Genomic DNA, 12,395 nt, shown 5'->3' with positions numbered 1-12,395 from the left:
TCTGGGTTTTAGGATCGTTTCTCGATGTCGATTTCATACATCATGATGACCGTCACATCTCCCCCGGCGAACGTATTCATCGGGCCACTACCGGCCGACGGTGCCGGTGAATGGTTACCGCTAATCGATAAGACACGGATATCGTTCTTGCGAATAAAGCGGTTAATTTGTTTCTCCATATCTTCAAGTTCGGTGTCGGTCGCTTTGAAAATCTTGACTTGCTGCACGGATACTCTCATCGAGAAAGGGGGGGAATGGTTGGAGGCTCGAATGGTCATCGCCGAGGGCGAAAAAAATAGGATCTTCGTCGGAGACGCTGAAGTTAATCGGCCAAAAGATCAACGATTTCTTGATGGTTTTTCTCAGCCGCAAAAACACGGGCATCGTCACCATCAACGTCTTTCATGTTCTTGTCTGCACCGGCTTTCAAAAGGACTTTGACCACTTCGATGTTTCCTTCTGCAGCGGCTACCATCAGCGGCGTAAATTGTTCAGTCGCTTCAATCGCGTTGATCTCCGCTCCTGAATCCAACAACAAAGTGACCGTTTCTGGTGATTCGATACTGGCCGCGTGATACAGCGGTCCTTTACCTTCGCGATCGCGAGCGTTGACATCGGCTCCAGCATCAAGCAGCAACTTGCAAACTTTCTTGTGCCCATTGAAGGCCGCCATGATCAGTGGCGTATGGTCCAGCGAATCTGCGATTTCAACATCCATCCCTTCGTCAAGGCATTTTTGAACGACATCCAGTTTGCCTTCATAAGCCGCATCTCGGAAAGCTTCCGGCGTGTAGCTGAACGAGGGTGCTTTCTCCGCCGACGAATCAGAAACTTGCGTCGATTCCTGACCAGCCGCCGCCGCTGAATCGGACTCCGGCTTGCCATCCCCAGCGGGCTTTGAGAACAGCAATAGAATCCCGGCCGCAAATAGGACAAAAAACACGGCGGTCAAAGCGACAAATCGAAACATCGGCAAGGTTGTTTAGAGGAATCGGAGTCGGCGACCACTAAAGACGCCGAGCGTGGAGCCTTTCGCCCCCCGAGGGCCCCGTCCTGACTTCGTAACGGTACGGAACTTCGCGGCGTTGCGGAAGTTCGCAGGGGTAAAGACTAGCAGTATAACGGCAGGTGAGCGTTGCGCATCCCCATCGAAATCGCCCTGGTAAGAATGCTCATTTTCGAGCTTTCCAGCGGCAAATAGGCGGCGTTTTTTCGACGTGACCAACCGTGTCATTGCACTCTCGATATTCCTTCTGTCGCGGGAAGGGACAACGGTTTTGATCAACCGGCTGTTTCACCCGCGATGTTCGAATTCAAAAAGATGGCAATCGATTGCGATCGGTTGGCATCGTCCCAACAAGAAGGAGCGAAGCGGTGGCAAAATTCTACATTTGGTGCGGGCAAGCGGAATTGGTTTTGAATTCTGAATCGGCTGAAACAGCCGCTCTTGCGATGATGGATCGCATCCTTACCCCACACCTTTGGATCTACGATGATCCAGATCTATCCGAATGTGAATGCCTCCAACACCTGATGCTGGAAGCCTTGCTGCACCTACCGACCGAAATCGGGATTAGCGAGGTTGGTATCGGCGGTCATGAGAGCAAGACAATTCCGGTTCCTGATACCATCCAGAAATGGCATTCGCTGATGATCGGAATGCGTGATGTGTTCACCGAAGCCGGGCTGGAGCGTAGTATTGCTGTCTTGGCCGGATCGGATTACATCGCTGAGTCGACTTCGATTCGGAGGTTGCCCCGATGATTACATCAGTCGAGATCATCACCATGAATGCGCCACCATGCGCGAGACTGTTCGACCGACCAGGGGTATTCGCGGATCAATTCGTCAAGCTGCTTGGCCAATTCATCGATGGACCCAAAGCGTTCATCCATGTTTTTCGCCATGCAGCGTTTGACGAACGCCGCCACCTTTTCTGGAACATCCTCGTCGCGGTGGACAGCGATACTGATCGGGTCTTCGGTCAATACAAGTGCGAACAACGATTCAGGATCGCACTCGATAAACGGCGGTCGGCCTGAAAGCAGAAAGTACGCGATGCAGCCGACCGAATAGATATCCGATCGAGGATCAATCTTGTTCGGTTCCCGATAGCGTTCGGGAGCCATATACATCGGAGTTCCTGCCCATATCGTTTCACTGGTCTGATAAGCGTCCGATGCGGAATGAAGCGGCTTCGCCAAACCGAAATCAAAAACGACAGCCCAGTCACCCACCGATGGGTCAATCGACAACATGACGTTTTGGGGTTTCATGTCGCGATGCACCAAGCCCAAATTGTGTGCTTCGCCGAGGGAGTCACAAATCTGACGAAGGATATACAACACCCGGCCAATTTCTTGGTACCCGCTCCGCGCGACCGCATCATACAACGTGATCCCTTTTAGGAATTCCATCACGCAATACGCTTCACCTTCTTCGCCACGACCGTAATCGTAAATCGTTACCGTGTGCGCGCTGCTAAGCGAAGCGGCCAATTTGGCTTCACGATCAAACCGCAAGCGATCTTCGAGATTGTCGCGATCGGCGCGCAAGACTTTTAGTGCCGTATCACGTCCCAACTGAGCGTGTTTTGCTCGATAAACGACTCCCATTCCACCGCTTCCCAGTTCAGAAACGATTTCATAGCGGCTCAGCGGATGAACCGCTGCTTGTGCCAATGCGGTCCGCTTGGCAATTACGCTTGCAGCCACCAAAGCGGTCAGGGTCAACATGCAGCCCAGGCTGAAAAAACCGTATCGTACGATCCTTGCCGTCGCGAATGCAAAATCGCTGGACTGTTCGACAACGATACCTATGTCGTAGTCGTCAATCCAACGCCACGCACCCACAACCGATGTCCCCGAATAATTCGAGTACGGTGTCAGCATCGAATCGCTGTTCCCGTTGGACACACCAGAAACCGCATACGTCAATGGTTGGCTTCGTCGGCTTTCAAGTGAAACGGCACTAGACTGCCCCGAGTCCGTTGGATCAGAAACCCTTAACTGTCCCGCTATTTCACGCGATTTGTTTTTGTCACCATCGCCCAGCAACTCTGCGATCGCCTGGGTGCTATTGGTGATCATGTTGCCCTGCGAGTTGACCGCATAGACATCCAACCCACCGGACTGCGAAGCTTGATGAAAGATTTTGTCAAAGTTTTCGAACATCCCAAAACCACCGATCAAAATCGTCGCAATGATTCGTGATTGGCTGTCGCGAATGGGTAGCATTTCAGCCATGACCGGCTGATCATCGTGCTGATCGCCGAGCGAGCTTTCTTCCGTCATCCACTCAGGTCCGAACAACACCGTTTCGCCACGCATCGAACGGGCAAGATACGAAGCGTTTTCCGGCGGAATATGCTCTCCGAGATCACTTCCGTCTTCGCGCCAGCTGGCCACAATTCGTCCGGTTCGATCCCAGACGAAGTACTTGATCTCTTGCAATTGGGAGAGCGCTTTTAGCTGCGATCGAATTTCCAGTGCGTGAGGACTGTCACGTAGTAGGTCGATCGACTCGTCGGACCGAGTGGTTTCGATCAGAGCAATGATGGACTGCCGCAGGTCGACTTGCTGACTCCACGAACGAGCCAATCGGGCTTGATCGTCCAAGTAACGCTTCACCGTCAAACTGATACTGTCGGCAACACCATCCAATTCTTGTTCAGTTGACTGGCGTAAACTTTTGACGACGGTCGTGTAGGTCCAGGCGCCTACCAAAACAGTTGGAAGGATTGCAGCTAGCCACAGCCAACCGGAATTGAATCGCCGATGTTTCTTTGCGCGTGATTGCCACAACCCAGGTGAAGGCGGTCGCTGTGGCGGTGCCGAATCATTGCTATAGCGTGGCGATGCATGCGTTCGCTGTGCACCCTGCATCGTAATTTGAGACGCATGCGCTTTTTCCTTTTCGCCAGCATCGGCCACTTTGGCGGTCGCCGACTTGCTGGGCAAGTCACGCTTTCGTCGATTGAATTGACGCGGCGATCGAGGCTGATCCGATGGATTCCCCACCGCATGATCTCTCGCGTTCGGCATAAACGGGATCGAACCAGACACGTCAGATGCATCGAGTGAATCGCCACTTCGCTCCCCGGATGGCAAGGCGGGTTGCTTTGCGGAATTGCCTTCTAGCCGTGCAGACTCGACATCGTGCTCGTCTAAAAGCGAGAGCACTTCGCCTAGGAGTTCAGAGTCTTGATCACATTCCTTTTCCAGATAGGCCCGCTGCTGCTCAGGTTCCATCGCTTCGACAGCGAGAAACAGCGTTCGAACCTTGGCGTAGCGTTCGACATCCATCAAGTCGACTCTGAATCCGCAGACGAACCGTCGATCGATTCCTGGTCACGTCTCAGTTCACGTCTCATCCATGCGCGGCTCATCGCCCATTCCTTTTCGACGGTGCGAAGGCCCAGCTTCATTTCACCCGCGATTTCTCGCATCGTCATCCCGCCGAAGAAACGCAGTTCGACAATTTTTGCTTGGCGTGGATTTAACGTCGCCAGTTGTTCCAACAGATCATCTAGCGCCACGACGTCTTCATCACGGTTGAGCTCGAATGTGACGTCATCGTGCAGTTGCCGACGTTCCCAGTCGCCACCACGCTTAAGAGACTGCACCTTCCTTGCATGGTCGACCAGAATTCGCCGCATCACGGTCGCACCGATGGCAAAGAAGTGGGTCTTGCCTTGCCAGTTGATTCGCGAGTGGTCCACCATCCGCATGTAGGCTTGGTGAACCAACGATGAACTGCTTAGCCGATTCCGAAGCGGTTCGTTTTGCAAAAACCGCCCGGCGAGCCGACGCAGATCGTCATACATCGCCGAAAAAAGTTTGTCGGTTTCTCCGCCACCACCTTCTTGGCTTCGATTGATAAGTTCAGTAACGGAGGTCATTCAAAGCATTTCCAATCGCGTTCACTACCGACCGCACATCTGCCTCATTCAGATCGTCCTTGCTTTGACATCCGAAGTCGATTGCTGGTTCCAATGCGTTCAACAATGGCACGTTCAGTGTAACCGAAATGTCTAAAACTGTGGACGCTGGCAGCGATCTTCACATCGCAATGTTGACGAAACGAACTGCCCAGTCGGGGTGAAATGCCGTTCAGGTGAAAAGGCAGAGCCGCAACTGAACTACGAGGGTAACAGGATTTAGTTCCGATGATTCTCGCTTTACCACAAGCCGTTTTGATCGCCCAATACGACTGACTATGCCTCTTCCGGTTTGTCCCGCCGAAAGACCGCAACGATGTCATCAACCGGAACTACAAAAAGTTGGTTGTCGTGTTCCAAGTCGACAGGGATGGCATTCTTTGGATGGAACAGAATTTTGTCATATTGGCGAAGGGGCAATTCTTCATCGTTCTCGACCACCGCACTGATGGTCACGATGCGGCCAGTGATCGTTGGGATCTCAGCCGCATCGGGTAGCGCGATGCCCCCGCGTGTTTCTCGCTTGGGTTCATCCTTGCGGACCAAAACGCGGTCACCGATCGGTTCAACATACTCGAACGCCGCATTTGATTTCTTCTTCGCCATTTCCTCTCCAGGACACTTATATCTTAAATAGGGGCAATCGAATGATTGTCCATTTTTGCCGACGGCAACGGAACCGAATCGAAACGACAAATCCCTGCTGTTCACGCCCACGAGGTTGTATTTCGTCCGATCGTTGTCCAACCACCCTCAGGGCGCAGCCCCTGTCGCCATGTGACATAGTTTTGCTGGCGAAACGCCTGACGTACACCCGGGATCGCCCTCGCTGGGGATCTACCGCAACTCTGTTGGGGTCCACATGAGTAAAACAGGCAGGATTTTCTGGTAACGGGCAAACCTTGCCGGAGCATGCCGTCGCGACTTCGGCGAGATTTACGGACGTCGATCCATCCTCGCTGAACCATCGTGGAGATCTAGCCGATTTTGTGGCAAGGCGGTTTGGATTGCCACCTCCTATTCCCCAAGACCGATGGTCATGCAATGCGCAAGGATGTGAAACGCTCACTTTTCGTTTGGCCGCTGACGGCGTCGACGCTCACCATTTTATTGTGTGGCGTGGCTCTTCAGAAAGATGCCTTTTCCAAAGCTCTGGCGAAACGCGCCAGCGGCATCTGGTTGTCTCTAGTCCAGCCTGATGGAGAAATCACTCTCCCCACGGTTGGACAGCTTCGAACCGCCGAACACTCAGTTAGCGACCGAATCGCCAGTGTCGAAGCGTCTGAATTGGCTGACCTTCCGACGAGCGTTCTAATTCCCAGTGGCATCGCGAAGCAAACATCGTCGGCTGGACTAGATCGTGCCTCTGAAGATTCGGCTGCTCAAAACGCGATCGTCCTACCTTCGACGACCCTAGTGGCACCTCAGATCGCTAGCAGCGATTCGCCCTCGTCTGAATCAAGCAATACTGCCTTAACCGATCAAGCAAACTCGATCGAGTCTTGGTTGGAGGCTCCGATCGGGCCACAGGCTGCCGAGATCTCTGCGATCCCCGCGCCAGCCCTGAACAGCCAGAGCGACTTGTTCGGTTTCGACCTGGTAATCGAGCCTGCCGCCAGTCGGACACCTGCGGTATCACAAAACGCACCAGCGTCTGACGAAGTTGCCAGCGAAACGGAATCCACCAATCCGGTGATCAATCTCGATCCTGAATTGCTCGATCGCACTGTGGGTGCGTCGGTATTGAACCAAACTGATGACCTGGAGCTCCCTTTGATGGGCCAAGCTTCCGAGCCAACAGTCGAATTCATTCCACCGCGTTTGGCAGAACGTCCGACGACAAATCAACCGAGTCCCGATCGAATCGCGAAAGAGACGCGTCCTCAAACGGCATTGTCGCCAGAGTTGGAATCGGACCTATCGGCACAAGAAATTCCTGCCCTGGAAACACACAACGTTCTATCTCGTCCCGAGATGGAACCCGCTTCACCCGCGGTCGTTGATATTGCAGAAGACGATTCCGAGAAATCTCGCCCGCTCGCCGAAGCCCGTTCGAAGACTTGGCCTGTTGCGGCAAAACTGATCGAGCAACTCGATCAACTTGAACGGGTCGCCGTGATCCAACCACGCGAAAACCTGATGCGTGTCGCTAGCACCCGCGTGCAATCGGATCAACAACCGGTTCTATCGACCGACGACTTGCTTCACTGGTCCTCGTCTGTGCGTGGAATCCTGCAGCAGCTTCCGCGCACCAAACGCCTGGGCGACGAACAGGTACCGATGCTATTGGATCAACTTCAACAGGCATGCGACTTCGCGTTCACCCACGCCGAATCGATTCAACCACGAAGCGAGCAAGTCGCTTGGCTGCAAGCAGCCTTTTCGATTCAGCGTCGGCTAACCGTTTGGCGTCCGATCTACGAAATCAATTCCGGTGATTATCCTCAAACCCAATACGTTGGTGACGACGTTGTCGGGGCTGTTGAAGCGATTGAGACGTTGAAAGCAGCTCTTCCAGAAACGGGCGATGCTGAAGGTTGGAATCAGTTCCTTGTTCTAAGCGAGCTTGAGCAAGCGTTCGCATCGGGCAACGACGGCGATCGCCAGGAGCTATCACAAAAATTCCTATCGCGGACACAGTGGCCGAACCTGGACGATTCCCACCGCCAATGGCTTGAAAGCGATTCGGTGCAAGCTGTTGCCGTCGCCATCCGCCCTTGGGCAACCGGTGCGATCGACTACTCGGCATTCCTGCACCAGATCGAAAAAGCTGAATCTAACGCTATCGACCTTGTCACCGCCGAAGTCGCCCAGTCGATGCAAGCGTTGCGATATGCACGCCACGAAAGCATTCAACGGTTGGCTGACAACATCAACCTGTACTACCGCAACGCGAACGTTCGGTTTTCGATCAGCGACGAAATGCTGAATCAGCTCCTACCAGAAATTCCATCCCGCAACGTACCGGTCCGAACCACCATGCTGGGCAGCCGCGTGACCGGCGTCAGCACGATCGAAAGCCAACTCGGCCTTAGCATTCGCCCGGCATTCGGATCGTGGAATATCGATTTGCACACGAACGGAAGTGTCGCTACACGAAGCGTCGGGATGCGTGGTCCTGCGGCCGTGCGAACATCCAGCAACAATCCGTTTTCTGCATCGACGCCGATTTCGATTCAACCATCAAACATTGAATTGGGTGCCGTTGACGTTTCAGTTGGTGGCACCTCGCGACTGCGAGGCATTAACACCGATTACGATGGATGGCCGCTGGTAGGCAGCCTTGTCCGTACGTTTGCCGAAATGGAGTACATGGAAAAGGAATCGCTATCGAACCGCATTGCTCGTCAGCGAATTCAAAATCAGATCGGTGATGAAATCACTGAGTCGGTTCGCGAAAAGATTGACCAGTCAAGCGACCGGTTCAGCGAATCGATCTTCGGACCACTGACCCGTTTGCAACTGAAGCCTCAAGTTGTCGACATGCAATCGACCGACAACCGCCTGATCGCTCGCTACCGGATGGCTGGTGACTGGCAATTGGCCGCGATGACACCTCGCCCGCGTGCATTGTCGGATAGCTTGATGAGCTTGCAGATTCACCAATCGGCGCTCAATAACACTTTGGAGCAACTGGTCCCGCAGAACGAAGTGATGCCGATTCGCAATGTGCTTGCCCAGTGCTTCGACTTGCTCGGAATGCAGGACAAAACGGTTCCCGATGACATTCCAGAAGACATCCAGATTCAATTCGCAAAGCATCGACCGATCACCGTTGAAATCGAAGACGGCAAGGTCTGGATCACGATGCGAATCATCCGACTTGAAGACAGCGAACGACTACGCCTACGCAACTTCATCGTTCGCGCCACCTACGTGCCTCAGGTCGATGGCTTGAACGCGTCGTTGGTTCGCGAAGGTCACCTAAGCATTAGCGGTCCTGGGATGTCGATGCGAACTCGTCTACCCGTACGAGCGGTGTTCAACAAAGTGCTCGCCCATTCGCGTCCACTGGAACTGACCAAGGCTTCACTGTTGCAAGATCGTGTCAGCGAAGACACCAAGATAACCCAATTCGAATTGCGTGATGGCTGGATCGGAATGTCGATCGGGCACATGCAAGAACAACAGAGTGTTGCCGGTCGCCCGCGAGGCATTCGCTAGCGACTTAAGGATTTTCAGGTTTGGTCCCTCGCAAAGTCAAATTCGACTCCGCGAAACCAGCGTGAAAGCCGAGGATGGAAAACAACAGGATCGCTGTTCAAGAGGAAATACTCTGCAGCGATCGACTTCAACGACTCGGCTTAATCGTCCTAGGATGCCAGTCGGACGCGTCAACAACGAACCCGGCAAATTTCGTTGGTGACGCGGCCGGCTGGCATTTTTCTTTGAACGCGAAAAACGTTTACTCAGGGCAAGTCGGCATCGCTGGTATCGAAATCACTGGTATCGATATAGCTGATAGGCAACCAAAATTTCAAAAAGTCTAGGAATATTCCAGACTCAGGATTTTCGCATCTCGCTGTGCTTCGCGATCGCCAAACTTAGCGCGTCACCTCGATCGACGCAGTAATCCATAATCATTTCGTAAGCTTCATCCTTCGAAGATTCTTCCGAACTTGGAACCGCATCGGCATGTTGTGCGATCTCGATCAATTGTGGTACCAAAGTCGCTGCGGCAACATCTTCGGGAACGTGCTTGACTGCGAACTCGATCGCTTCGAGTGGTCGTCCGACACGATCAAGTAAATCGACATACGTTTCGATCGCCCCGGTACCATGCTGTTGTGGGTCAACGGAAAGTGCCTTTCGCTGAAAAAGCTTCAATCCTGCATCGACGTTTTCGCCCAGCAATATCGCATAGTAGGCCGAGTAAGCCGGATAGAAATCGACAAAGGGTTCATCGCCGGGGTACTGGAATTGATGGTGAAGCTGTCGCCCGTATTGGGTCAACTCCCATGCCTTGCGTAGACGATCGGGATCGGTCAGGACCGAGGCGATCCGCACTGTCGCCGACAAGTGTGTCGTATCAAGATGATAGCCGCCTTCCTTCAACACCCACGGTCGTGCGACCAGCATTTCGTGTAAGGTTTCGTTTGGCCCGGGTGCCTTGTCGCGTGACGTGATGTCTTCACGGACCAAGTCGGTTAGCTCTTTGTAAAAATGCTCAAGCAGACAAGCCCCCGCTGCTTGTCGATCCGCTTTGGAACGCTGAACCACAAACTGATCGTAGACGGTGATACTGTTGCACGTCCCCTGGAAATCCAAAACCGATTGGTATCCACGTGCGACATCGACGCCTTCGTGTAGTAACACACGTTGCATCTCTTCGCAGTTGTCTTCGGTAATTGGAACCTCGGCCAACAATCCACGAACCAATTCGTTGTCGCCAACCGGTCGCAGATACGTCCAACCTTCGAATACACGCCCTTGTCGCAGCAGCATTTCTCCGGATTCTCGGCAAGCCTGTAGCAAGCCTTGCTCCAGCTGCCGCTCGGTCTCATCGTCGCGGATCGGTTCATTGCTTTCGGTAACCAAAGGCAACCCCAGTTGGTCACGTACCAACAACTTGCGTGCCTCGAACAACTCCATGGGCAGCTGCTGCTGGCGATAGAAAGACACAAGTTGCTCCAACATCTCTCTCGGACTGCCAGAGGCGTTCCGAATGTTGTCTAAAAGTCCGGCGTCCTGGTCCGACCGTGTTGATACTTCAGATTGCATAGTCTGTTACGTAGATTGCTCGTTGTCCGGATTGACTTTTTCGATTCGAGGCAGCGACGACGAATCGGTATATCGATGTAGTGCCTCGAGCCAGTTTTGCAGCTTTGCCGCTGCCGCCGGCAATTGATTTTCGCTGTGGTCGGTCATATCAGCCAGCGGCCCTAGCATCTCGTCGCATTGGTGGCTGATTTCAATCGACAATGACTTTGCAGATCGCTGACGTTCGCGGCAAAGATCTAACCGTGCTTTGGCCCGAGCGACTCGCTTTTGCGCTTCCAATGCGCTCACCCGATCAGACGCCCGCGCGGCGGACTGTTTGCGTTGCAGCTCGTCTTTCGACTCAGTCAGTTCCTGCTCGGCTTTTTCAACTTGATGTCGCCAATACCGGGGAACTTCATCGCTGTAATATCGCTGAGCCCGATGAACGCTGATGCGGATTTCCTGGAGCGTCTTGTCCCAATCGTCGGCGAGTTTGAGAACCCCCTGACGAAACCGTTCCAAGGATTCGATGTTTCGAACATCACTTGTCGTCATTTCGGACCTGGATTCACAACGTGTTTTGGCGGACGGCAAACGCTGCCGATGACTCTTTACAGTTTAACTGATTCACAGGTTCACTGATAAAAACGGAGCTTGCGTTCCCCTATTTAATTCGATTGATTCGCCCACGCGTCCTTTAATCTCTGCAGCCCGTCCGCCATCGAGATCCGAACGCGGTAGTTCAACCGTTCCTTTGCAGCGCTGATATCGAAATAGTGGTGCTTGGCCAACTGTGCGGCGACGAACCGTGTCATCGGTGGTTCTTGCGTCTTTCCGAGGATCCCATAAACGGTTTCCAGCATTGCTCCGGCAGCGTAGGCAACGCCGAAGGAAACACGCTTCGTTGGAGGATCCACGTTGGCAGCTTCACAGATGGTCTGGATCCATTCCCAACAATTCACTGGCTCATCCTGAGCAATAAAATAGGCTCGCCCCCCCGCTACATCCGGCTGTCTGTGCAACGCGTCGATCGCATCGAGGTGTGCACCGGCGGCGTTGATCACGTGAACCGTATCGATCAAGTTATTGCCGTCGCCAACGATCTTTAGCTTTCCGGTTTTCGCTCGGTCGATCACACGTGCCAGCAGGTGTGGATCATCCTCGCCCCAAACCAGGTGGGGACGCAAAGCACAGGCATGCAGGCTTCCGGCATGATGGGCATCAAGAACAGCCTTTTCGGCAGCCGCTTTCGTTCGCGGATATGCACACAACCAGCGTTCCGGATAGGACGCAGATTCATCGAGATCGCATTGGTCTTCACCACCAAACGTGACACTAGGACTGCTGGTGAAAACCAGCTTGGAGATCCCATTGCGTTTGCACGCTTCGATCACATGTTGCGTCGCCAAGGTATTGATCCGATGAAACATCTCATCGGCCCCCCAAACCCCTGCGATCGCTGCAGTGTGGACCACCACATCGACATCACGTACCGCTGACAGCGTGAACGACTCGTCCGAAAGATCCCCCCGGCGGTAGTCCACGCCTTGCGAAGCCAGTGCCGGGTAATCTCCGCGAGAAACCCCAACGACCTCGTCTCCACGTTCCAACAGCTGGCGAACAATTTCCCCACCAAGGAATCCTGCGGGACCGGTAACGAGCACTCTCATCGATTGATATGGGGCAATAGGGATTCAGCGAAACAATGTTGCGGCAAGCTGTAACGGATTGATTGACCGACGAAGTTGACGTCAAA

At 53.5% G+C, this 12,395-nt stretch carries 10 protein-coding genes; 2 read left to right on the top strand and 8 right to left on the bottom strand.

Going from position 1 to position 12,395, the window contains the following annotated elements:
• Nucleotides 1-8 precede the first annotated feature (8 nt).
• Nucleotides 9-227 carry a DUF4827 domain-containing protein gene (locus LOC67_RS14695; RefSeq protein WP_230263362.1) on the bottom strand — a complete coding sequence of 73 codons (219 nt, stop codon included), beginning with the start codon at nt 225-227 and terminating at the stop codon, nt 9-11.
• Between the two features lie 95 nt (nt 228-322).
• Nucleotides 323-970: an ankyrin repeat domain-containing protein gene (locus LOC67_RS14690; RefSeq protein ID WP_230263361.1), complete on the bottom strand. Its 648-nt coding sequence runs from the start codon at nt 968-970 to the stop codon at nt 323-325.
• Nucleotides 971-1,374: 404 nt separating this feature from the next.
• Between LOC67_RS14690 and LOC67_RS14685 the strand changes: the two genes are divergently transcribed.
• Complete coding sequence (locus tag LOC67_RS14685) at nt 1,375-1,764, top strand: hypothetical protein (RefSeq protein ID WP_230263360.1); 390 nt, start codon at nt 1,375-1,377, stop codon at nt 1,762-1,764.
• A gap of 5 nt (nt 1,765-1,769) precedes the next feature.
• Here LOC67_RS14685 and LOC67_RS14680 read toward each other — a convergent pair whose 3' ends face one another.
• The 3 genes from LOC67_RS14680 to LOC67_RS14670 form a co-directional block, all read right to left on the bottom strand.
• The gene (locus LOC67_RS14680; protein WP_230263359.1) at nt 1,770-4,304 is read right to left on the bottom strand and encodes a serine/threonine protein kinase; all 2,535 of its coding nucleotides are present in this window, start codon (nt 4,302-4,304) and stop codon (nt 1,770-1,772) included.
• On the bottom strand, nt 4,304-4,900 hold the full coding sequence (locus LOC67_RS14675; RefSeq protein WP_230263358.1) for a sigma-70 family RNA polymerase sigma factor: 597 nt from the start codon (nt 4,898-4,900) through the stop codon (nt 4,304-4,306). The genes LOC67_RS14680 and LOC67_RS14675 overlap by 1 nt, the downstream gene beginning before the upstream one ends.
• Nucleotides 4,901-5,215: 315 nt before the next feature.
• Entirely contained in the window at nt 5,216-5,545 is a 330-nt protein-coding gene (locus LOC67_RS14670) for a co-chaperone GroES (RefSeq protein ID WP_230263357.1), read from the bottom strand.
• Nucleotides 5,546-5,995: 450 nt separating this feature from the next.
• Between LOC67_RS14670 and LOC67_RS14665 the strand changes: the two genes are divergently transcribed.
• A complete protein-coding gene (locus LOC67_RS14665; protein ID WP_230263356.1) occupies nt 5,996-9,103 on the top strand; it encodes a hypothetical protein in 3,108 nt (1,035 codons plus the stop codon).
• 339 nt (nt 9,104-9,442) lie between these two features.
• Here LOC67_RS14665 and LOC67_RS14660 read toward each other — a convergent pair whose 3' ends face one another.
• From LOC67_RS14660 to LOC67_RS14650, 3 genes are all read right to left on the bottom strand, one after another.
• Nucleotides 9,443-10,660: a hypothetical protein gene (locus LOC67_RS14660; RefSeq protein WP_230263355.1), complete on the bottom strand. Its 1,218-nt coding sequence runs from the start codon at nt 10,658-10,660 to the stop codon at nt 9,443-9,445.
• 6 nt (nt 10,661-10,666) lie between these two features.
• On the bottom strand, nt 10,667-11,194 hold the full coding sequence (locus tag LOC67_RS14655) for a hypothetical protein (RefSeq protein WP_230263354.1): 528 nt from the start codon (nt 11,192-11,194) through the stop codon (nt 10,667-10,669).
• Between the two features lie 113 nt (nt 11,195-11,307).
• Entirely contained in the window at nt 11,308-12,309 is a 1,002-nt protein-coding gene (locus LOC67_RS14650; RefSeq protein ID WP_230263353.1) for an NAD-dependent epimerase/dehydratase family protein, read from the bottom strand.
• Nucleotides 12,310-12,395: the final 86 nt, after the last annotated feature.

Origin of the sequence: Stieleria sp. JC731 (genome assembly GCF_020966635.1) — a bacterium.
GTDB lineage: Bacteria > Planctomycetota > Planctomycetia > Pirellulales > Pirellulaceae > Stieleria.
This window is presented reverse-complemented; position numbering and strand designations above follow the sequence as displayed.

Bases quoted from the DNA above. Each gene is read 5' to 3' on its own strand.
- LOC67_RS14655 (WP_230263354.1), bottom strand. From the start codon at position 11,194: ATGACGACAAGTGATGTTCGAAACATCGAATCCTTGGAACGGTTTCGT.
- LOC67_RS14660 (WP_230263355.1), bottom strand. From the start codon at position 10,660: ATGCAATCTGAAGTATCAACACGGTCGGACCAGGACGCCGGACTTTTA.
- LOC67_RS14690 (WP_230263361.1), bottom strand. From the start codon at position 970: ATGTTTCGATTTGTCGCTTTGACCGCCGTGTTTTTTGTCCTATTTGCG.
- LOC67_RS14680 (WP_230263359.1), bottom strand. From the start codon at position 4,304: ATGGATGTCGAACGCTACGCCAAGGTTCGAACGCTGTTTCTCGCTGTC.
- LOC67_RS14670 (WP_230263357.1), bottom strand. From the start codon at position 5,545: ATGGCGAAGAAGAAATCAAATGCGGCGTTCGAGTATGTTGAACCGATC.
- LOC67_RS14650 (WP_230263353.1), bottom strand. From the start codon at position 12,309: ATGAGAGTGCTCGTTACCGGTCCCGCAGGATTCCTTGGTGGGGAAATT.
- LOC67_RS14675 (WP_230263358.1), bottom strand. From the start codon at position 4,900: ATGACCTCCGTTACTGAACTTATCAATCGAAGCCAAGAAGGTGGTGGC.